Raw genomic sequence first — 18,372 nt, 5'->3', positions numbered from 1 at the left:
CGAGGAAGAGCCGGCCGGGGCGCCCGCCGGGGCGTTCCCGCCCGGGGCCTTCGAGCCGCCGGGCCCGGGTGCGGAGGCGGTGCCCGACGCGGACGCGGACGCGGAGGGGGAGGCCGAGGAGGAGGCCGAGGGGGAGGCCGAGGAGGACCCGGACGGGGAGGCGGAGACCGGAGCCGTCCCCGGGGCGGAGGCGGCGGCCGATGCCGCGCCCGATGCCTGTCCGGCCGCCGCGGCGGGGGTACGGGGTTCACCGGCGGGCTTGCCACAGCCGCTCAGCAGCAGGGTCCCCGCGGCGAGGACGGGCATGACGGCGAGGAGACGCTGACGGGGAAGGGGCACGGGGTTCCTTACCGGGCAGGACAAGGCGGAGGCACGGCTGCGCTCCCGAAGATCGCGACGCCATGCCTATCATCCGATCCGGACGCGCGGACAGTTGGGGTGACCATGCCCTGGGCCTACACTGGCCGGGTGGCGACCACCGACAGCAGCGACAGCACGGCCGGCGCAGTCGGCGCGGCAGGCGCGGACGCGATCGCCGGAGCCGAGGGCATCACCGGAGCCGGAGTCGGTGCCGGAGCCGGAGTCGGTGGCGGTGACTGGAAGAGCGACCTGCGCCAGCGCGGATACCGGCTGACCCCGCAGCGCCAGCTGGTGCTCGAAGCCGTCGACGCCCTGGAGCACGCCACCCCGGACGAGATCCTCGCCGAGGTGCGCAAGACGGCCTCCGGGGTCAACATCTCCACGGTCTACCGCACGCTGGAGCTCCTGGAGGAGCTGAAGCTGGTCTCGCACGCCCACCTGGGACACGGGGCCCCCACGTACCACCTCGCCGACCGGCACCACCACATCCACCTGGTCTGCCGCGAGTGCACCGGCGTCATCGAGGCGGACGTGGACATCGCGGCCGAGTTCACGGCCAAACTCCGCGACACCTTCGGCTTCGAGACCGACATGAAGCACTTCGCGATCTTCGGCCTCTGCAAGAAGTGCGCCGCCAAGCACCACGACACGGCGGCGTAGCCACGGCGGAGGAGACGGCCTGGGAGCCCCGGTCGCGGGGTCGTAGGCTGGTGGCATGACCAGCAGCCCCTTGCTCCATCTCCCCGGCGCCGTACCGGCCGAAGGCCGCGACGAGGGCGTCGCCGCCCACTACGGAGAGCTGTACGGCGAACAGCGCACCCTCGCCGACGGCCGCGGCTTCGTCGACCTCTCCCACCGCGGGGTCGTCACCGTCACCGGCCCGGACCGGCTCAGCTGGCTGCACCTGCTGATCACTCAGCACGTCACCGAGCTTCCGCCGGGCCAGGCCACCGAGGCGCTGATCCTCTCCGCGAACGGCCACATCGAGCACGCGCTCTACCTCGTGGACGACGGCGCGACGACGTGGATGCACGTCGAGCCCGGGACCCAGGAGGAGCTCATCGCCTACCTGGAGTCGATGAAGTTCTTCTACCGCGTCGAAGTCGCCGACGGCACGCCCGAGTTCGCCGTCGTGCACCTGCCGGCCGGAGCCATCGCCGAGGTGCCGAAGGAGGTGGCCGTACGGGAGACCGCGTACGGCCGTGACGTCTTCCTGCCCCGCGCCGAGCTGGAGGCCTTCGCCGCCGCCCACGGTCCGGCCGTCGGACTGCTCGCCTACGAGGCCCTGCGCGTCGAGGCGCACCGGCCGCGGCTCGGCCTGGAGACCGACCACCGCACCATCCCGCACGAGCTGGGCTGGATCGGCACCGCCGTGCACCTCCAGAAGGGCTGCTACCGCGGCCAGGAGACGGTGGCCCGCGTCCACAACCTGGGGAAGCCGCCGCGCCGCCTGGTCTTCCTGCACCTGGACGGCTCCGAGGTGCTGCTCCCGGCGCACGGAACGCCCGTACGGCTGGCCGCGGACGGCGAGGAGGGTCGCCAGCTGGGCTTCGTGACCACCGCGGTCCGCCACCACGAGCTCGGGCCGATCGCGCTCGCGCTGGTCAAGCGGAACGTCCCGGTGGACGCGCCGCTGCTGGTCGGCAAGACGGCCGCCGCGCAGGAGGTCGTCGTAGCCCCGTAGGCCCGGCGGCCTGGATGGCGGCCTAGATGTCGATGACGATGGTGAACGGGCCGTGGTTGGTCAGCGAGACGCGCATGTCCGCACCGAACCGGCCCGTCTCCACCGTCGCGCCCAACGCCCGCAGTTGCGCCACGACCTCGTCCACGAGCGGCTCGGCGACCGGGCCGGGCGCGGCCGCGTTCCAGGTGGGGCGGCGGCCCTTGCGGGCGTCTCCGTAGAGGGTGAACTGGGAGATCACCAGCAGCGGCGCGTTCACGTCGCTACAGGACTTCTCGGCCTCCAGGATCCGCACCGACCACAGCTTGCGCGCCAGCAGCGCCGCCTTCTCCGGGGTGTCGTCGTGGGTCACCCCCACCAGGACGCACAGCCCCTCCCCGACGATCTCCCCGACGGTCTCGCCGGCCACCACGACGCTCGCGCCGTCCACCCTCTGCACCACTGCTCGCATACCACCTGTGTACCAGGCGTGCACCGTCCCTAGCGATGCCGGCCGGTATTGGCCGAATCGCTGTGCGCCGGACTGGCCGGTTGTCTCCCCGAACGGTCTTGGGAGACGGGGAGCAGCGCGGGCTGGTCGCTTCGGTCCCGGCAGGTCTTGTCACCTTGGTGGGGTGTGCCTGTGGTCCTTGGCGGGCTCGCGGTCCCGCGTGCCCTGGGTACGGTGACGGTCTGGCCGGTAGCTCTCCGCGCGACGATCCTCTGGTCGTGTGCGGTCACACCTGGCCGACGCCGTGTCCCGTGTCCGAGGGCGCGTCTGCCGATCGCCACCGAGGCCGCGTGGTGGCCGGTGACGGTCGTGGTCTTCGATTGCTGCTGGAGTGGTGCCTTCCAGTGCTGGGTACCCCAGCGGCTGGTGTAGGCGGGGTCGACCGCGACGACGACGAGGCCGGCGTGGTGGGCCATGCCGGCCAGCCGGTCACGGAACTTCGCCGTGGGGAGGTTGGCGACGGTGCGGCGGAACGTCTTGCCGCGCTTGCCTCGTCCCATCGTCTCGCGGCCGGTGGCGCGGGCGTCGGTGAAGCCGAGGTTCTCGATCGCCAGACCGGCACAGCCGTGCTGGTGCGCGAGGCGGATGAGTTCGCTGATCGCCTGCCGCAGGCGCCCGTCGCGCCGGGATGCGGTGCCGGTCAGGTCGGTTGGGACGGTGATGGGTTGGCCGACCGGGTTGCCGTGGACGTCGACGACGCAGGCGGCGAGGTGGTCGGCGTTGAGGTCCACGGCCAGGAGCCGGACGTCGGTGGCGGCCAGCTCCGCAGGAGTCGGGAGCGGCGTTGTCGGAGTGGACCAGGAGGCATCGAGGTACCACCGCCCGCGTTCGGGGTCGCACACGATGTCGTAGCGCACCGAACGGTTTGCTGCGATCCGGTCCAGCCATTGCTCCTGGCGGTGGTTGAAGCTGACGGTGCAGGCGAGCCGGTACCGACCGCGTGGGGCGTTGGCGAGGTGCCTGAGAGGTTCGGGCAGGACGATCGTCACCGTTCCGTTGACCGGTTCCACGCTGATCGTGTAGTTCCCGTACGGCGCACCGGACTCCCCATCAGCAGTCAGGAACAAGCGCTGAGCGTCCCAGCGCTCCCGCCACTCGATCTCGCTCAGCCCGGCGTCGGCGAGGTTGTGCCGCACCTTTGCGAGCCGGCGGCCGCCGACCACGATCGCCGGATGCCCGGCCTCGATCCGCCGCTCCACCTCCGCCAGGCGCTCGGTCAGGGCCTGTAACCGGCACTGCTTCTGCGCACGCTCAGCCCGGCCCGGATACCCCTGGACACCACCCACCCGGCGACCGCACGGCACGGCCAAACGTTTTCTGATCTTCGCGATGGTCCTGCGCAGGGAGGCCCGCTCATCGAATAGACACCGCAGGGAGAGTTGGTACTGGTCCTCGCTGGCTCGTGTGATGGCACCCGCCCACCGGGACGACGACACGTGCGTCAGCGCGCGCTTTCGATCCGCCCGCCGGTTGTTCCTCACCGGAACCACCCCGATCCGCACCCGCTCAGCCAGATCAGCACGGGCGCGCTCGCCCAGATGCCGACCGACCACGCGCAAGACCTCGTTATCGGTAGTGGACAGGTGCAGCCGGTCCCGGATTCGTGCACCCATGGGCGCAGACACAGTGAATGGAGCCCGCAGTGCGCGCAGTACGCCCATCCGCTTCTGCTTGTTCCCACCGCGTGCCATCCGGTCACCGCCTCTCCATCATCTACAGCCGTACTGGCGTTCTCAACTGAGACTGACGTCTCGGCGAGGCCCGGCGTGCCCTGGCAGCCCACCGTTCACCCGTATGAGGTATCCGATGGCCAACTAGAGGCAGAACGAATCAACCGTTGGCCCGTCCGGGGCCGATCGGGTGGAGTGGGACTGCGTCGGGACCACGGAGAGTGGCACGATGCACGCAGGCGGTGCCCCCAGCACCGGTCGAGGGGACGGACACGAACGTATGAACATCTCTGGTACCTCCGCACCTGCACCCGCTGCGACACCCGCAACACCCGTCGCAGCCGCAGAAGGGCCGGGGCTGCGACCGCCCGCGCAGCGCACGGGCACTGACGGTGCCCCCGGCGAGGGCGCGGCGACGGCGGCCACCGCGCTGGGGCTGCCGGAGCTGCGCGCTCTGCGCCGCGACGCGCAGCGCGACGAGGCGGACCTGAGCTACGTGCGGCGCCTGCTCCAGGGCCGCATCGACATCCTGCGCGCCGAGCTCGCCCGGCGTACGGATCCCGAGGCGCCGGTGGTGGACCGGCTGTCGGAGATCCTCGCGGACGCCCCGTCCAGCCGCAGCGCCTCCGCCCGGCACGTCACGCTGGGCACCCCGCACGGGGAGGAGTACCGGCTGCTGGCCGCCGAGATGCTGTCCAACGTGGAGCTGTCGGACCTCGGCGCCCGCACCGACGAGGAACTCCACGAGGGCCTGGCCCGGCTGGTGCGCTACGAGCAGCAGGTCTCGCGGCGCCGGCAGCAGCTCCAGCGCACGGTGGACGACTGCAGCACGGAGATCACCCGGCGCTACCGGGACGGCGAGGCGCAGGTGGACGACCTGCTGGCCTGAGCGGGCGGAAATCCGGGCGACGGGGCCGGATCCGGCGATTAGCGTGGCCTGTTATGAGTGCTGACGTCCGGACGATCACCGAATCCGAAATCTCCGACTGGCTCGGGGCGGTGAACTCCGGGTTCCTGCGCCCCGGTCGCCCCACCGCCAACGATGTCGCCGAGTGCTTCTCGTACGAGGAGCCGCACCGGGTGCTGGGCGGGTTCGACCCCGCGACGGGCCGGTGCGTGGCCACCTTCCGGTCCTTCTCCCAGGAACTGACCGTGCCGGGCGGGGCGTTGCTCCCGGTGAGCGCCGTCTCGAACGTGACCGTGCTGCCCACGCACCGCCGTCAGGGGCTGCTGACCCGGATGATGGGCGTCGAGCTGGCCGCCGCCAAGGAGCGCGGCGACGTCCTGGCGATGCTGATCGCCGCCGAGTACCCGATCTACGGGCGGTACGGGTACGGGCCCGCCGCCTCCGTCTCGGAATGGGAGATCGACGTACCGCGCACCGGACTGGACGCGCACCGGCCGGCGCAGCTCGCGGGCGGGCGGATCGACCTGGTGGACGTGGGCGAGGTGCGGGAGGTGGGCCCGGCGCTGCACGAGCGGCTGCGGGCGGCCACGACCGGCGTGATCCGCCGGGACGCGCGCTGGTGGCGGCGGACCACGGGGGCCGAGGAGTGGTCGCACAGCCCGTACAAGGAGAAGTTCCACGCGGTGTACCGGACGGCGGAGGGCGAGGTGGCCGGACTGGTCACGTACTCCACGGACGACAACTGGACGGACGCGAAGCTCCCGCTGAACACCTTGCAGGTCAAGGACTTCCTCGCCGTCACCCCGGACGCGGAGCGGGCCCTGTGGCAGTTCCTGTGCTCCATCGACTGGGTGCTCAAGGTCCGCACCGGCATGCGCGCCCCCGACGACCTCGTCGCCCGGCTGCTGCCCGACGCGCGCGCGGCCCGGCTGGTGACGGCCGCGGACTGGCTGTGGGTGCGGCTGCTGGACGTCGTACGGGCCCTGCGCGCGCGGACGTACGCCACGGCGGGCATCCTCGTCCTGGAGGTCACCGACCGGGCGGGGCTGGCGGACGGCCGCTACCGGCTGGACGCGGGCGCGGGGGACTGCGTACGGACGGACGGGCCGGCCGACCTGCGCCTGGACGTGAGCACGCTCGGGTCGCTGTACCTCGGCGAGGAGTCGGCGGTGCGGCTGGCGGCGCTCGGCGAGATCACCGAGCTCGGGGGGTCCGGCGGGGCGGTGGCGCTCGCGGACGCGGTGTTCCGCACGCCGCGCCGTCCTTGGTGCCCGGACATCTTCTGAGCCGGCGGACAGGCTGGCGGACGGGCTGGCGGACGGGCCGGCGGATTACGAGACTTGGGACGAAATGGCGACACTGGTGGAACTCCTGCGCGCGGCCGGCTGCGTCTTCGCGGAGGAGGAGGCGGAGCTGCTGACGGCGGCCGCCGAGGACGAGGGGCACCTGGCCGGGCTGGTGGCCCGGCGGGTGGCGGGGGAGCCGCTGGAACACGTCGTCGGCTGGGCGGAGTTCTGCGGTCTGCGCATGGAGGTCGGCGAGGGCGCCTTCGTGCCGCGCAGGCGCAGCGAGTTCCTGGCCCTGGAGGCGGTGGCGCTGGCCCGCCCCGGCGCGGTGGTCGTGGACCTGTGCTGCGGGGTCGGCGCGCTGGGCGCGGCGGTGGCCGCGCAGGTGCCGGGCGCCGAGCTGCACGCGGCGGACATCGACCCGGCCGCGCTGGCGTACGCCCGCCGCAACGTGGCCCCGTACGGCGGGCAGGTCTGGGAGGGCGATCTGTACTCCGCGCTTCCCGCCTCCCTGCGGGGCCGGGTGGATGTCCTGGTGGTCAACGCCCCGTACGTGCCGACCTCCGAGATCGGCCTGCTCCCGGCGGAGGCCCGCGAGCACGAACCGCCCGTCTCCCTCGACGGCGGCACGGACGGCCTGGACATCCACCGCCGGGTGGCGGCGGGCGCCCTGCCCTGGCTCGCCCCGGGCGGCCGCCTCCTGATCGAGACGAGCGCCCGTCAGTCACCGGTCACGGCGTCGGCACTGTCGGCGCAGGGCCTGGCGGTACGGGCGGTGACCTCGGAGGAGTACCACGCGACGGTGGTCATCGCGACGGCGTAGCGGGCTACCGCCGTAGCCGGGTTACCGCCGCAGGCCGCGCAGGCCGCGGGGGGTGCCGATGCCGGTGACGAGGTCGTATCCCGGAATCGCGGAGTAGGGGCCGGCGAAGCCGGTGACGATGTCGTGGAAGCTGCGGGGGTGCGCGTAGGGGTAGGTGTTGGGGCGGTCGGCCGGGCCGGGCCGCCCGGCGAGGGCGTACATGCCCGCGACCAGCGGGGAGGAGACGCTGGTGCCACCGGCGACCTGCCAGCCGACGATCGGGTTGCCGGGGGTCGAGTCGTACACGGCGAAGCCGGTGTCCGGGTCCGCGACCGCGGAGATGTCGGGCGTGGAGCGGGTGAGGCAGGGGGCGACCCCCTGCTGGAAGGCCGGCAGGGGCTCGTACAGGGAGCAGCCGCCGCCGGCGTCGCTCCAGGCGCTCTCCGTCCAGCCGCGCAGGTTGAACGCACGGGTCAGTTTGGTGCCGCCCACCGAGGTGACGTTCGGGGAGACGGACGGATAGACCGGAATGCCTCCGACGTCGCCCGAGGCGAACGTGTAGACGAGGCCCGGGCGGAAGTGGGAGTCGAGGCTTCCCTCGGCCGCTTGCTCGGCGATCGCCCAGCTGCCGTTCACGGCCGTCACGCCCGGCAGGTTGCTCGCCACGTCGACGGCCGGCATGAGGGAGCTGACGATGAACGCCGTGGGAGCCTCGACGAGGCTGATCGAGCAGCCCGGGCAGGTGGCGCTGACGGCCTGCATGTCGATCGCGGCCTCAAGGGCCCAGACGGGGTCGACGGTCCCGGGCTTGGTGCCGGTGGAGTAGATCTTCTGGAAGCAGCCGTTGGCGGTGGTGCAGGGAGGCAGGTGGAACTGGCGGCGGTAGACCGCCAGGTCCTCTTCGGCGGTGGGGTAGTCGTTGGCGACGACGATGGCGACCCTGCGGCCGAACCCGCCGAACCAGGGCAGCTCGTACGCGGTGTGGATGTCCAGCGGCGACAGGCCCTCCGGCTGCTGGCCCGGTGCGAGGGAGGGCATCGCCGGCAGATCGGTCCGGATCATCGCCATGCAGAACGCCTTGCCGGGTTCGCTCCTGTCAGGGCAGAGCCGCACGGAGGTCGGGCCGCCAGGGGCGGGGCCGGTACGCGGCTGCGCGGTCGCGGAACCGGCGGCCAGGCAGGCGAAGGCCGCCGCGGCGGCCACCAGGGAGCTGACAAGACGCCTGCGTCGCATGGCGCTCCTTCAGGACGGCGCGAGGGCGGAGGACGCCCGGGCAGCACCCGGACGGGCGCCACTGTGTCCGCCGCCGCGCCGCCACGGCCGACCGACACGCGTCCGCCCGTCCAGGTGGCCCAGGGGGGTTCGCTCCGACAGTCCAGCCGTCCTGTATGCCGTCACAGGGCTCGTGATGGTGGCGCAGCGTCTACGCCCCCTGTGCGCGGGTTCCCGACACGTTCGCGCAGTGAGCCGCGAGGCCCATGGGTGGGAGTTATTGCAAGCAGCTGCTTGCAATAGTTAGCAAGGTGCGGCAGGATCGGGGCATGGCATCGCTCAACGTCGGAAACCTCGGCGAATACCTCCGCGAGCAGCGGCGGCAGGCGCAGCTCTCGCTGCGGCAGCTGGCCGATGCGGCGGGGGTGTCGAATCCGTACCTCAGTCAGATCGAGCGCGGGCTGCGCAAGCCGAGCGCGGACATCCTGCAGCAGCTCGCCAAGGCGCTGCGGATCTCCGCGGAGACGCTGTACGTGCAGGCCGGGATCCTGGACGAGCGGGACCGGGACGAGGTGGAGACGAGGGCCGCGATCCTCGCCGACCCGTCGATCAGCGAGCAGCAGAAGAACGTACTGCTCCAGGTCTACGAGTCCTTCCGCAAGGAGAACGCCGCCGAGGCGGAGGCTACTGCCGCCGCGGACGCCGATGCCGACGCCGATGCCGGTACAGAGACGCACCACACGAACTGAGACTGTGATCCGGGAGGACCAGCACATGGCCATCGCCGATGACCTGAAGAAGACCCTCACCGACCCGACCCCGCTCTACTTCGCCGCCGGCACCGCCGACCTCGCCGTGCAGCAGGCCAAGAAGGTGCCCGGTCTCATCGAGCAGCTGCGCGCCGAGGCCCCCGGGCGCATCGAGGCCGTGCGCAACACCGACCCGAAGATCGTCCAGGAGAAGGCCAAGGAGGCCCAGGAGGCGGTTACCGCCAAGGTCGCCGAGGTGCTCGGTTCGATCGACCCGAAGAAGCTCGGGGAGACCGCCCAGGACCTGGCGCTGCGCGGTGTCGGCGTGGCCGCCGAGTACGCGGTCAAGGCCAAGGAGGCCTACGACAAGGTCGCCGTCCACGGCGAGCAGGCCGTACGCGCCTGGCGCGGCGAGGTCTCCGAGGAGATCGTCGACATCGCGGTCGTCGTGGAGCCGGAGCCGGAGGCGGAGACCGAGGTGGCGGCCGAGGAGAAGCCCGTGGCGAAGAAGGCCGCCGCGCGCAAGGCCCCGGCCAAGAAGGCCGCCGCCGCTTCGGCGGACGAGAGCTGAGAACCAGAACAGTGTGACGGGCCGGGCACCCGAGGGGTGTCCGGTCCGTTGGTGTTTGCGAAGAGGGCTCTGCCGGTAGCGTGGAGACAGGCGGCATCCGGCGAACGAGGCACGAGAAGGCGGTCAGGCGATGTTGATGAACGGGTTCGATACCGGAGTGCTTCCGCTGCTCGGGCTCGCCATGCTCGGGCTCGCCCTCGTGGCCTTCGTGCTCGCGCTGATCGCGCGCGAGGACGCGTACCGCGCGGCCGACAAGAAGACCAAGACCTTCTGGTCGGTCCTGCTCGGCCTCACCGTCCTCGTGGACTACCTCGTCTGGTCGCAGGTGCTCGGCGGGATGCTCTTCCTGGAGATCGCCGGGCTCGTCGCCACCATCGTGTTCTTCGTCGACGTGCGCCCCGCCCTCAAGCAGGTTTCGGGCGGCGGCGGCGGGCGGCGCAAGGGCGGCAGCAGCAGCGACGGGCCGTACGGGCCGTACAACGGCGGCCGGTAGCCGGATCCGTCTCAGGCTTCGGTGCGCGAGAGCAGGACGACGGCCACGTCGTCCGTCAGTTCCCCGCCGTTGAGGCGGCGGGCCTCGGTGACCGAGGCCTCCAGCAGGCCCTCGCCGCTGAGCCCGGAGTCCAGGTGGCGGTTGATCATCTCGACCATGCCGTCCTGCCCGAGGCGTTCCTTGCCGGCGCCGATCCGGCCCTCGATCAGCCCGTCGGTGTAGAGCATCAGGTTCCACGACCCGCCTAGCTCCACCTGGCGGCGGGGCCAGCGGGCCCGGGGCAGCAGACCGAGTGCCGGGCCGCTGTCCTCGTACGGGAGCAGTCGCGCGGGGCGGCCCGGCCCGGATATCAGCGGCGCCGGATGGCCCGCCAGGCACAGGCCCGCGCGGCGGCCGTCCGGGGCGATGTCCACCGTGCACAGCGTCGCGAAGATCTCCTCGTTGGGCCGCTCGACTTCGAGGACCTCCTGGAGGGTGGCCAGCAGGTCGTCACCGGACAGCCCGGCCAGGGTCAGCGCGCGCCAGGCGATGCGCAGCTCCACGCCGAGGGCGGCCTCGTCCGGGCCGTGGCCGCAGACGTCGCCGATCATCGCGTGGACGGTGCCGTCGGGGGTGCGGACGGTGTCGTAGAAGTCCCCACCGAGCAGTGCGCGGCTGCGGCCGGGGCGGTAGCGGGCGGCGAAGCGGAGGTCGGAGCCATCCAGGAGCGGGTGCGGGAGCAGGCCGCGCTCCAGACGGGCGTTCTCCTGGGCCCGCAGTTTCGATTCTGCGAGCTTGTACTGGGCGATGTCGGCCCGTTTGCGCTCCACCGCGTAGCGGATGGCGCGGCTGAGGAGCCGGCCGTCGAGCTCGTCGCGGAAGAGGAAGTCCTGGGCCCCTACGCGTACGGCCTCCGCGGCGCGCTCCGCGTCCGCCTCGGATGTGAGGACCAGGACGGCGTGCCGGGGCGCGATGCGGAGCACCTGGCGGAGGGCGGCGAGGGGGTCGACGGGCGCGGTGGTGGCGGTGCCGGGGCCGGAGCCTGTGGCGGTGGCGCTGTGGGGGAGGGCCAGGTCGAGGAGGACGCAGTTCACGTCGGGGGTGAGCAGGCGGGTGGCCTCGGTGAGGTTGCGGGCGCTGCGCAGCCGGATGCGGTGGCCGTCGACGTCGAGGATCTCGGGGACGGTGAGGCCGCCGGCCGGGTCGTCCTCGATCACCAGCAGGGTGAGGGAGGCCTGGCCGTAGAGGCTGCCGGGGCCGGGGCCGCCGCCTTCGGCGGACGGGGGCGGGGTGTCCCTCTGCCGCGGTACGGGTGCGGGCGTGGGTACGGGTGCGGGCATCGTCTCCGGTTCCTTCCCGACCCTTGGGGTGCGCTCGTTCGGGCGACCCTAGCGGGCGGGGCGGTGCGAGCGGAATGGCGGGCCCGGTGCGTGGCTCCGTCATATGCGGTTATCGCGGGGGAAAGTCCGCGTGGCCGAATGACGAACGTCACGGCGGGGGCGGTGGGTGTCCCGCCCAGCGAGACGTGGCCCGGGGCGGGCGCCTGCCGCTTGCTGCCGCCGGGCGCGCGTGGCCCGCCGGGTGCGTGGTGCGTGTGCCCGGACCATGGGTGCGGGTGGTGGGCCGCTGCGCGGGGCTGGGTCCCCTACCCGCCCTTCCACCGTTCCCCGGGCTCCGCCCGGACCCGGTCCTCAAGCGCCGGACGGGCTGGAAGGGCTACGCGTCTGGGCGGACCACGGCCTTGATCGGCATGGAGCCCGCGCCCGCCACGGTGACGTTGCGGCCGGGGCGGGGGGCGTGGATGATCGCGCCGTCGCCGATGTACATGCCGACGTGGGTCGCGTCGTCGAAGTAGATGATCAGGTCACCCGGGCGCATGTCCTTGATCGCCACCTTCGGCAGTCGCAGCTGCTCCTGCGAGGTGCGCGGGATCGCTTTGCCCGCCGCCAGCCAGGCCTTCGAGGTCAGGCCGGAGCAGTCGTAGGACTCCGGGCCCACCGCGCCCCACACGTACGGCTTGCCGATCTGCGCGGTCGCGAACGCCACGGCCTTCCTGCCGGCCTCGGAGGTCGCCGTATTCGTGGCGTCCTTCAGCGCGCCCGAGGACAGCCAGGCCGTCTGCGCCTTGTACTGGGCTTCCATCTCCAGCTGGATCAGCTTGGCCTTCTGCTCGGCCTCCAGCTTGCTCTCCAGCTCCTCCGCGGCCTTGATCTTCTCTTCGATCTCCTTCTTGGAGGCCTCCTGCTTGACCCGGTTGGCCTCCAGGGTCTCCCAGTGCGCGCTCGCGTCCTTCGCGTACTGCCGCAAGTCGGTCTGGGTCCGGTTCAGTTCGGAGAGCAGGTCCGAGGTCGCCTTCTCGCCCTGGCGCAGCCGGTCCGCCCCGTCCAGGAACTGCACCGGGTTGTTGCTCAGGGCCAGTTGCGCGCTCGGCGGCAGCCCGCCCGAGCGGTACTGGGCGCGGGCGGCCGCGCCCGCGCGGCTCTTCAGGGCGTCGATGCGCTCGTTGCCGGCGACGACCAGCTTCGCGATCTCGACGATCTTCGCGGACTGGGTCCGGGTCTCGCTCTCCGCGAGGTTGTAGGCGTCCGTGGCGGAGCCGGCCGCGCGGTAGAGGTCCTCTATCTCCTTGCGGACCTGCTCCAGGGACTTGCCCGCCTGCGGCTCCGGCGCCGCGAACGCGGCGGAGACCGTGAGGCCGGGCGCCGTCAGCAGCGCCATCGCGCACAGCAGAGTGAGGGCGATCGAACCTCGCCGCTGCTTCCTCATGGTCCCCCCAGACACCGGAATGACTAATCGTCAGTAACTTGTCACTGCCCTCGGGATGGTGCCATGAGTCGGTGAATTCCAACACCCTTGTGGATATCCACCCGATCCGTCCACGTCACCCGCCGGATACCGGTGACGCCCCCACCCGCATTCATCCCACTGGCCTCAACGCATCCCACCGCACCGTCAGTTCCCCCTGACGCCACCGAACCGGGCCGTCCGCGAGCGGCCAGTCCGCGGACAGCGCCCGCGCCGTCCGGATCCAGCGCTGCCGCGCCCCGTACGAGGCGTAGGGCGCGGCCGCCGCCCACGCCCGGTCGAAGTCGCGCAGGAACGCGTGCACCGGCTCGCCCGGAACGTTCCGGTGGATCAGCGACTTCGGCAGCCGTTCCGCCAGGTCCGAGGGGCGCTCCAGGGAGCCGAGCCGGGTCGCGAACGTCACCGTGCGCGCCCCCTCGGGTCCCAGTGCGACCCACACGTGCCGCCGCCCGATCTCGTCGCAGGTCCCCTCGACCAGCAGCCCGTCGGGGGCGAGCCTGGAACACAGCCGCTCCCAGACCTCCGCGACCTGCTGCTCGTCGTACTGGCGCAGTACGTTCGCCGCGCGGATCAGGGTCGGCCGGATACCGCCCTCCAGCGGCACCTCGAAGCCGCCGTGCCGGAAGCTCAGCCCGTCCCGCTCGTACGGTTTCGCACCAGCGACCCGCGCCGGTTCGATCTCGATGCCGACCACCCGCACCCGCGGAGCCGCCTCCCGCAGCCGCGCCAGCAGTTCCACCGCGGTCCAGGGCGCGGCCCCGTAGCCGAGGTCCACCGCCACGGGCGCGTCCGCGCGCCGCAGTACCGCCCCGTGCGTGGCCGCGATCCAGCGGTCCATGCGGCGCAGGCGGTTGGGGTTCGTCGTCCCGCGCGTCACCGTGCCGACGGGGCGGCGCGGGGGAGGGGAAGAGGAGGGGGTGGAGCGGGAGGCCATGTGCAGAGAGTAAGCGGAGGGCTCCCGCCCGATAAATATCGGGGAAACGGGCCAGGAAATCCGCCGTCCCCGGAATGCGGGACGCGGCCATCCGGGTTGCACTCCTAGAAGAGCGCCGACCGCGCTCCCAGCGCCATGCCGTCCGAGCGAGAGGAACTGCTCCCTTGAGCCAGTACGTGTCCCGCATCGGCGGCAGCATCGGCGGCCGGCTCGCCGCGGCCGCGGGCCGCTCCGCGACCCGCCACGATCCGCCGCGCATGCGCCTGCCCGCCGCCGTGGGCGGACACCGCAAGCCGCGCCGCGTCGCCATGCTCAGCGTGCACACCTCGCCGCTGCACCAGCCCGGCACGGGCGACGCCGGCGGGATGAACGTGTACATCGTCGAGCTCGCCAAGCGCCTCGCCGCGATCAACATCGAGGTCGAGATCTTCACCCGGGCCACCACCGGCGGCCTGCCGCCCGTGGTAGAGCTCGCGCCCGGAGTCCTCGTACGGCACGTGGACGCGGGCCCGTACGAGGGCCTCGCCAAGGAGGAGCTGCCGGCCCAGCTGTGCGCCTTCACCCACGGCGTGATGCAGGCGTGGGCGGGCCACCGCCCCGGCTACTACGACCTCGTCCACTCCCACTACTGGCTCTCCGGCCACGTCGGCTGGCTCGCCGCCGAGCGCTGGGGCGTTCCGCTCGTGCACGCCATGCACACCATGGCCAAGGTCAAGAACGCGGCGCTCGCCGAGGGCGACACCCCCGAGCCCGCCGCCCGCGTCATCGGCGAGACGCAGATCGTGGCCGCCGCCGACCGCCTCATCGCGAACACCGCGGAGGAGGCGGACGAGCTCGTCCGGTACTACGAGGCCGATGCGGGCAAGGTCGCGGTCGTCCACCCCGGCGTGAACCTGGACCGCTTCACCGTCGCCGACGGCCGCGCCGCCGCCCGCGCCCGCCTCGGGCTGCCGCAAGGCGCCGTCATCCCGCTCTTCGCCGGCCGCATCCAGCCGCTCAAGGCCCCCGACATCCTGCTGCGGGCGGTCGCCGAGCTGGTGGACCGGGAGCCGGAGCTGCGCACCCGGCTCTTCGTGCCCGTCGTCGGCGGGCCCAGCGGCAGCGGGCTCGCGAAGCCGGAGGGGCTCCAGAAGCTCGCCGCCAAGCTCGGCATCGCCGACCTCGTGCACTTCCACCCGCCGGTGGCGCAGGACGCGCTCGCGGACTGGTTCCGGGCGGCGTCCGTGCTGGTCATGCCCTCCTACAGCGAGTCCTTCGGGCTCGTCGCCATAGAGGCCCAGGCCACCGGCACCCCGGTGCTGGCGGCCGCGGTCGGCGGGCTGCCGGTCGCCGTCAACGACGGGGTGACGGGCATCCTCGTACCCGGGCACGATCCGGTGGACTACGCCCGCCAGCTACGGCGCTTCGTGGACGAGCCCGGCCTCACCGACCGGATGGGCGCGGCGGCGGCGCGGCACGCGCAGTTCTTCGGCTGGGACACCGCGGCGAGCGGCACGGCGGACGTCTACACCGCGGCGATGCACGATCACCGCCGTCGCGTACGCTCCCACCATGGCTGACGCTGACACCGACCCCGCAGTGATCATCGAGGCGGTCCTGACCGGCGCGGAACTGAGCTGGGAGAGCCCCTCGCCGGGCTCCTACGTGGTCCAGCTCCCCGGCACCCGCAAGCTGAGCACCACCTGCTCGCTCAAGGTCGGCAAGCACTCCCTGTCGGTGAACGCCTTCGTGATCCGCCACCCGGACGAGAACGAGGCGGGCGTCCACCGCTGGCTGCTGGAGCGCAACCTCAAGCTGTACGGCCTGTCCTACGCGGTCGACGCGCTCGGCGACGTCTACCTGACGGCCCGCCTCCCCCTGTCCGTGATCACCCCGGACGATCTGGACCGGCTGCTCGGCACGGTCCTGGAGGCGGCGGACGGGGCGTTCAACACGCTGCTGGAGCTGGGCTTCGCCAGTGCGATCCGGCGGGAGTACGAGTGGCGGGTCTCGCGCGGTGAGTCCACCCGCAACCTGGACGCCTTCAAGAACCTGACGCAGCCGTCGGCTTAGGCGCTGCCGCCGAGGGGCGGGGGCGCGGGGCTCCGGCCGTGCGGCGCCGTAGCCGCGGGCGCCGCCCCCGGACCCCCGCGCCTCAAACGCCGGCGGGGCTGGATGTGTCGGCGGGGCTGGATGTGCCGGCGGGTTCGCTGACAGCCCCCGTCTCACCGGGTCCACCCGCGGGCAGCCCCCGCATCAGCAGCCAGTAGCCCGCCGCGGCGATGGTGCCCAGGACCGCCGTCGAGCCCCACAGCCAGGCCGCGCCGAAGTGCTGGATCGCGAAGCCCGCCATCAGCGGGGCGACCAGGGAGGCCACCGCCCAGGACATCGTGTACATGCCCTGGTAGCGGCCGCGCCCGTGCAGCGGGGAGAGCCGCGCGACCAGGCCCATCTGGGTCGGCGAGTTGACGATCTCGGCCAGCGTCCACACGCAGACGGTCAGCGCCAGGCTCCACACCGAACCGCCGAAGGCCGTCAGCCCGAACCCGTACCCGGCCAGCAGCGCCGAGACCACCAGCAGCTTCTGCGGATCGCGGTGCTCGATGAAACGGGTGACCGGGATCTGGAGCAGCACGATCAGCACCCCGTTGACGCCGATGACCAGGCCGTAGTCGGCGGTGGAGAAACCGGCCGCGCCCATCGCCAGCGGCAGCCCGAAGGACCCCTGCATGAAGATCAGCGAGATCAGGAACGACAGCCCGACCACACCCATGAACCGCCCGTCGCGCAGCACCGTGCCGAGCCCGACCTCCGGCTCGGCGGCGGCCTTCTCCGCCGCGGTCTTCACCGGCCGCGACTCGGGCAGCTTGACGTACACGAGCACCGCGCACACCAGCGTCATGGCGGCCTCGCCGAGGAACCCGGCCAGGTAGCTGTACTCGGCGATGAAGCCCGCCACCATCGCACTGACGGCGAACCCGAGGTTGATGGCCCAGTAGTTCAGCGCGAAGGCCCGTACCCGGTCCTCGGGACGGACGATGTCGGCCATCATCGCCTGCACCGCCGGGCGCGAGGCGTTCGAGGTCATGCCGACGAGCAGTGCCACCGCCGCGATCGCCGCCGGGTGTTCCATGAACCCGAGCAGGGCCACCGAGAACGCGGTCGACGCCTGCGCCGCCATCAGCGTGGGCCGTCGGCCCAGCCGGTCCGTCAGCACGCCCGCGACGAGCGAGGACACCACACCGCCGAGGCCGTGGAGCGCCACCACAAGTCCCACGAACGAGGCCGAATAGCCCCGCTCCAGGGTCAGGTACAACGTCATGAATGTGGCGACGAAGGCCCCGAGCCGGTTGACCAGCGTGCTCGTCCACAGCCACCAGAACTCGCGCGGCAGACCGGACACGCTCTCGCGAGCGGCCCGTCTCAGACTGGCAACGGACATAAGGAATCCCCCCGGCGGTGTAAGTGTCCCTCTACTCGTTCGCACCCTACGGAAGGGTGCACTCCAGGGCCACTGGATTGACGGCCGCCGTCAATCGGGACCCCTCCGGGACCCCCGCGCGGGTCGTCCACACGCCGTCCACACCGCGCGCGGGCGCCCGGGTGCGTCCATTAGGCTCGTACGCATGGCCGACGCACCGTACAAGCTGATCCTCCTCCGCCACGGCGAGAGCGAATGGAACGCGAAGAACCTGTTCACCGGCTGGGTGGACGTCAATCTGAACGAGAAGGGCGAGAAGGAGGCGGTCCGCGGCGGTGAGCTGCTCAAGGACGCCGGCCTGCTCCCCGACGTCGTGCACACCTCGCTCCAGAAGCGCGCGATCCGCACCGCGCAGATGGCGCTGGAGGCAGCCGACCGCCACTGGATCCCGGTCCACCGCTCCTGGCGCCTGAACGAGCGCCACTACGGCGCCCTCCAGGGCAAGGACAAGGCCCAGACCCTCGCCGAGTTCGGCGAGGAGCAGTTCATGCTGTGGCGCCGCTCGTACGACACCCCGCCGCCGGCGCTCGAAGACGGTACGGAGTTCTCGCAGTCCGAGGACCCGCGCTACGCCTCGATCCCGCCGGAGCTGCGTCCGCGCACCGAGTGCCTCAAGGACGTCGTCGTCCGCATGCTCCCGTACTGGTACGACTCGATCGTCCCGGACCTGCTGGACGGCCACACCGTCCTGGTCGCCGCGCACGGCAACTCCCTGCGCGCGCTGGTCAAGCACCTCGACGGCGTCTCCGACGCGGACATCGCGGGCCTGAACATCCCGACCGGCATCCCGCTCTCCTACGAGCTGGACGCGAACTTCAAGCCCCTCAACCCGGGCGGCACCTACCTCGACCCGGACGCCGCGGCGGCCGCCATCGAGGCCGTCAAGAATCAGGGCAAGAAGTAGTCTCCAAGCCGATCGAGCCCCCTGCCCGCGCTTTTCTCAGCGGGTAGGGGGCTCGATGCTTGCCAGGGG

18 protein-coding genes are annotated in these 18,372 nt (G+C 72.2%); 11 read left to right on the top strand and 7 right to left on the bottom strand.

Annotation, left to right across the window (positions count from 1 at the left end):
* The first annotated feature begins 549 nt into the window (after positions 1 to 549).
* Together ACFXDJ_RS21785 and ACFXDJ_RS21780 are read left to right on the top strand one after the other, a co-directional pair.
* Positions 550 to 1,020 carry a Fur family transcriptional regulator gene (locus tag ACFXDJ_RS21785; RefSeq protein ID WP_384850019.1) on the top strand — a complete coding sequence of 157 codons (471 nt, stop codon included), beginning with the start codon at positions 550 to 552 and terminating at the stop codon, positions 1,018 to 1,020.
* A gap of 55 nt (positions 1,021 to 1,075) precedes the next feature.
* Entirely contained in the window at positions 1,076 to 2,044 is a 969-nt protein-coding gene (locus tag ACFXDJ_RS21780) for a YgfZ/GcvT domain-containing protein (RefSeq protein WP_384849981.1), read from the top strand.
* Between the two features lie 22 nt (positions 2,045 to 2,066).
* Here the strand turns inward: ACFXDJ_RS21780 and dtd are convergent, their stop codons facing one another.
* Together dtd and ACFXDJ_RS21770 are read right to left on the bottom strand one after the other, a co-directional pair.
* Positions 2,067 to 2,492: a D-aminoacyl-tRNA deacylase gene (gene dtd / locus ACFXDJ_RS21775; protein ID WP_136213713.1), complete on the bottom strand. Its 426-nt coding sequence runs from the start codon at positions 2,490 to 2,492 to the stop codon at positions 2,067 to 2,069.
* 29 nt (positions 2,493 to 2,521) lie between these two features.
* Positions 2,522 to 4,144, bottom strand: coding sequence for a hypothetical protein (locus ACFXDJ_RS21770; protein ID WP_384849978.1), 1,623 nt, complete (start codon positions 4,142 to 4,144; stop codon positions 2,522 to 2,524).
* Between the two features lie 337 nt (positions 4,145 to 4,481).
* Here ACFXDJ_RS21770 and ACFXDJ_RS21765 point away from each other — a divergent pair, with 337 nt between their 5' ends.
* The 3 genes from ACFXDJ_RS21765 (at position 4,482) to ACFXDJ_RS21755 (ending at position 7,217) form a co-directional block, all read left to right on the top strand.
* Positions 4,482 to 5,090: an AmfC protein gene (locus ACFXDJ_RS21765; protein WP_384849975.1), complete on the top strand. Its 609-nt coding sequence runs from the start codon at positions 4,482 to 4,484 to the stop codon at positions 5,088 to 5,090.
* 53 nt (positions 5,091 to 5,143) lie between these two features.
* Positions 5,144 to 6,394, top strand: coding sequence for a GNAT family N-acetyltransferase (locus ACFXDJ_RS21760; protein WP_384849972.1), 1,251 nt, complete (start codon positions 5,144 to 5,146; stop codon positions 6,392 to 6,394).
* Between the two features lie 64 nt (positions 6,395 to 6,458).
* Positions 6,459 to 7,217 carry a putative protein N(5)-glutamine methyltransferase gene (locus ACFXDJ_RS21755; RefSeq protein ID WP_384662325.1) on the top strand — a complete coding sequence of 253 codons (759 nt, stop codon included), beginning with the start codon at positions 6,459 to 6,461 and terminating at the stop codon, positions 7,215 to 7,217.
* 21 nt (positions 7,218 to 7,238) lie between these two features.
* Here the strand turns inward: ACFXDJ_RS21755 and ACFXDJ_RS21750 are convergent, their stop codons facing one another.
* Positions 7,239 to 8,429 carry a peptidase S8 gene (locus tag ACFXDJ_RS21750; RefSeq protein WP_384662323.1) on the bottom strand — a complete coding sequence of 397 codons (1,191 nt, stop codon included), beginning with the start codon at positions 8,427 to 8,429 and terminating at the stop codon, positions 7,239 to 7,241.
* A 308-nt stretch (positions 8,430 to 8,737) separates the two neighbouring features.
* On the opposite strand from ACFXDJ_RS21750, the gene ACFXDJ_RS21745 reads away from it, so the two are divergent.
* The 3 genes from ACFXDJ_RS21745 (at position 8,738) to ACFXDJ_RS21735 (ending at position 10,221) form a co-directional block, all read left to right on the top strand.
* Positions 8,738 to 9,157: a helix-turn-helix domain-containing protein gene (locus ACFXDJ_RS21745; RefSeq protein WP_384849969.1), complete on the top strand. Its 420-nt coding sequence runs from the start codon at positions 8,738 to 8,740 to the stop codon at positions 9,155 to 9,157.
* A gap of 25 nt (positions 9,158 to 9,182) precedes the next feature.
* Positions 9,183 to 9,728 carry a hypothetical protein gene (locus tag ACFXDJ_RS21740; protein ID WP_384849966.1) on the top strand — a complete coding sequence of 182 codons (546 nt, stop codon included), beginning with the start codon at positions 9,183 to 9,185 and terminating at the stop codon, positions 9,726 to 9,728.
* 130 nt (positions 9,729 to 9,858) lie between these two features.
* Positions 9,859 to 10,221 (top strand): DUF2516 family protein, encoded by a 363-nt coding sequence (locus ACFXDJ_RS21735; protein WP_384849963.1) that lies wholly within the window; start codon positions 9,859 to 9,861, stop codon positions 10,219 to 10,221.
* A gap of 11 nt (positions 10,222 to 10,232) precedes the next feature.
* Here ACFXDJ_RS21735 and ACFXDJ_RS21730 read toward each other — a convergent pair whose 3' ends face one another.
* The 3 genes from ACFXDJ_RS21730 to ACFXDJ_RS21720 all read right to left on the bottom strand — a co-directional run bounded on the left by ACFXDJ_RS21730 (position 10,233) and on the right by ACFXDJ_RS21720 (position 13,939).
* Positions 10,233 to 11,540, bottom strand: a complete 1,308-nt coding sequence (locus ACFXDJ_RS21730; RefSeq protein WP_384849960.1) for a PP2C family protein-serine/threonine phosphatase — start codon at positions 11,538 to 11,540, stop codon at positions 10,233 to 10,235.
* Positions 11,541 to 11,916: 376 nt separating this feature from the next.
* Positions 11,917 to 12,966 carry an NlpC/P60 family protein gene (locus tag ACFXDJ_RS21725; protein ID WP_384660860.1) on the bottom strand — a complete coding sequence of 350 codons (1,050 nt, stop codon included), beginning with the start codon at positions 12,964 to 12,966 and terminating at the stop codon, positions 11,917 to 11,919.
* 151 nt (positions 12,967 to 13,117) lie between these two features.
* Positions 13,118 to 13,939, bottom strand: a complete 822-nt coding sequence (locus tag ACFXDJ_RS21720; RefSeq protein WP_384849957.1) for a class I SAM-dependent methyltransferase — start codon at positions 13,937 to 13,939, stop codon at positions 13,118 to 13,120.
* Positions 13,940 to 14,103: 164 nt separating this feature from the next.
* On the opposite strand from ACFXDJ_RS21720, the gene mshA reads away from it, so the two are divergent.
* Positions 14,104 to 15,498: a D-inositol-3-phosphate glycosyltransferase gene (gene mshA, locus ACFXDJ_RS21715; protein WP_384660864.1), complete on the top strand. Its 1,395-nt coding sequence runs from the start codon at positions 14,104 to 14,106 to the stop codon at positions 15,496 to 15,498.
* Positions 15,491 to 15,991 (top strand): YbjN domain-containing protein, encoded by a 501-nt coding sequence (locus ACFXDJ_RS21710; protein ID WP_384660865.1) that lies wholly within the window; start codon positions 15,491 to 15,493, stop codon positions 15,989 to 15,991. Before mshA ends, ACFXDJ_RS21710 begins: the two co-directional genes overlap by 8 nt.
* An 82-nt stretch (positions 15,992 to 16,073) precedes the next feature.
* Here ACFXDJ_RS21710 and ACFXDJ_RS21705 read toward each other — a convergent pair whose 3' ends face one another.
* Complete coding sequence (locus tag ACFXDJ_RS21705) at positions 16,074 to 17,360, bottom strand: MDR family MFS transporter (protein WP_384660868.1); 1,287 nt, start codon at positions 17,358 to 17,360, stop codon at positions 16,074 to 16,076.
* Between the two features lie 184 nt (positions 17,361 to 17,544).
* Here ACFXDJ_RS21705 and ACFXDJ_RS21700 point away from each other — a divergent pair, with 184 nt between their 5' ends.
* Entirely contained in the window at positions 17,545 to 18,303 is a 759-nt protein-coding gene (locus tag ACFXDJ_RS21700; RefSeq protein ID WP_328299518.1) for a phosphoglyceromutase, read from the top strand.
* The last annotated feature ends 69 nt before the right edge of the window (positions 18,304 to 18,372 follow it).

It is taken from the genome of Streptomyces sp. NPDC059443 (genome assembly GCF_042750105.1).
Lineage (GTDB): Bacteria > Actinomycetota > Actinomycetes > Streptomycetales > Streptomycetaceae > Streptomyces.
Note: the sequence above shows the minus strand (reverse complement) of the source record. Positions and strands in the feature narration are given on the sequence as shown.

Excerpts from the sequence above, each read along its gene's own strand:
- ACFXDJ_RS21750 (WP_384662323.1), bottom strand. The coding sequence starts at position 8,429 with ATGCGACGCAGGCGTCTTGTCAGCTCCCTGGTGGCCGCCGCGGCGGCC.
- ACFXDJ_RS21720 (WP_384849957.1), bottom strand. The coding sequence starts at position 13,939 with ATGGCCTCCCGCTCCACCCCCTCCTCTTCCCCTCCCCCGCGCCGCCCC.
- ACFXDJ_RS21735 (WP_384849963.1), top strand. The coding sequence starts at position 9,859 with ATGTTGATGAACGGGTTCGATACCGGAGTGCTTCCGCTGCTCGGGCTC.
- ACFXDJ_RS21745 (WP_384849969.1), top strand. The coding sequence starts at position 8,738 with ATGGCATCGCTCAACGTCGGAAACCTCGGCGAATACCTCCGCGAGCAG.
- ACFXDJ_RS21760 (WP_384849972.1), top strand. The coding sequence starts at position 5,144 with ATGAGTGCTGACGTCCGGACGATCACCGAATCCGAAATCTCCGACTGG.
- dtd (WP_136213713.1), bottom strand. The coding sequence starts at position 2,492 with ATGCGAGCAGTGGTGCAGAGGGTGGACGGCGCGAGCGTCGTGGTGGCC.
- ACFXDJ_RS21710 (WP_384660865.1), top strand. The coding sequence starts at position 15,491 with ATGGCTGACGCTGACACCGACCCCGCAGTGATCATCGAGGCGGTCCTG.
- ACFXDJ_RS21755 (WP_384662325.1), top strand. The coding sequence starts at position 6,459 with ATGGCGACACTGGTGGAACTCCTGCGCGCGGCCGGCTGCGTCTTCGCG.
- ACFXDJ_RS21780 (WP_384849981.1), top strand. The coding sequence starts at position 1,076 with ATGACCAGCAGCCCCTTGCTCCATCTCCCCGGCGCCGTACCGGCCGAA.
- ACFXDJ_RS21725 (WP_384660860.1), bottom strand. The coding sequence starts at position 12,966 with ATGAGGAAGCAGCGGCGAGGTTCGATCGCCCTCACTCTGCTGTGCGCG.
- ACFXDJ_RS21730 (WP_384849960.1), bottom strand. The coding sequence starts at position 11,540 with ATGCCCGCACCCGTACCCACGCCCGCACCCGTACCGCGGCAGAGGGAC.
- ACFXDJ_RS21770 (WP_384849978.1), bottom strand. The coding sequence starts at position 4,144 with ATGGGTGCACGAATCCGGGACCGGCTGCACCTGTCCACTACCGATAAC.
- ACFXDJ_RS21700 (WP_328299518.1), top strand. The coding sequence starts at position 17,545 with ATGGCCGACGCACCGTACAAGCTGATCCTCCTCCGCCACGGCGAGAGC.
- ACFXDJ_RS21705 (WP_384660868.1), bottom strand. The coding sequence starts at position 17,360 with ATGTCCGTTGCCAGTCTGAGACGGGCCGCTCGCGAGAGCGTGTCCGGT.
- ACFXDJ_RS21765 (WP_384849975.1), top strand. The coding sequence starts at position 4,482 with ATGAACATCTCTGGTACCTCCGCACCTGCACCCGCTGCGACACCCGCA.
- ACFXDJ_RS21740 (WP_384849966.1), top strand. The coding sequence starts at position 9,183 with ATGGCCATCGCCGATGACCTGAAGAAGACCCTCACCGACCCGACCCCG.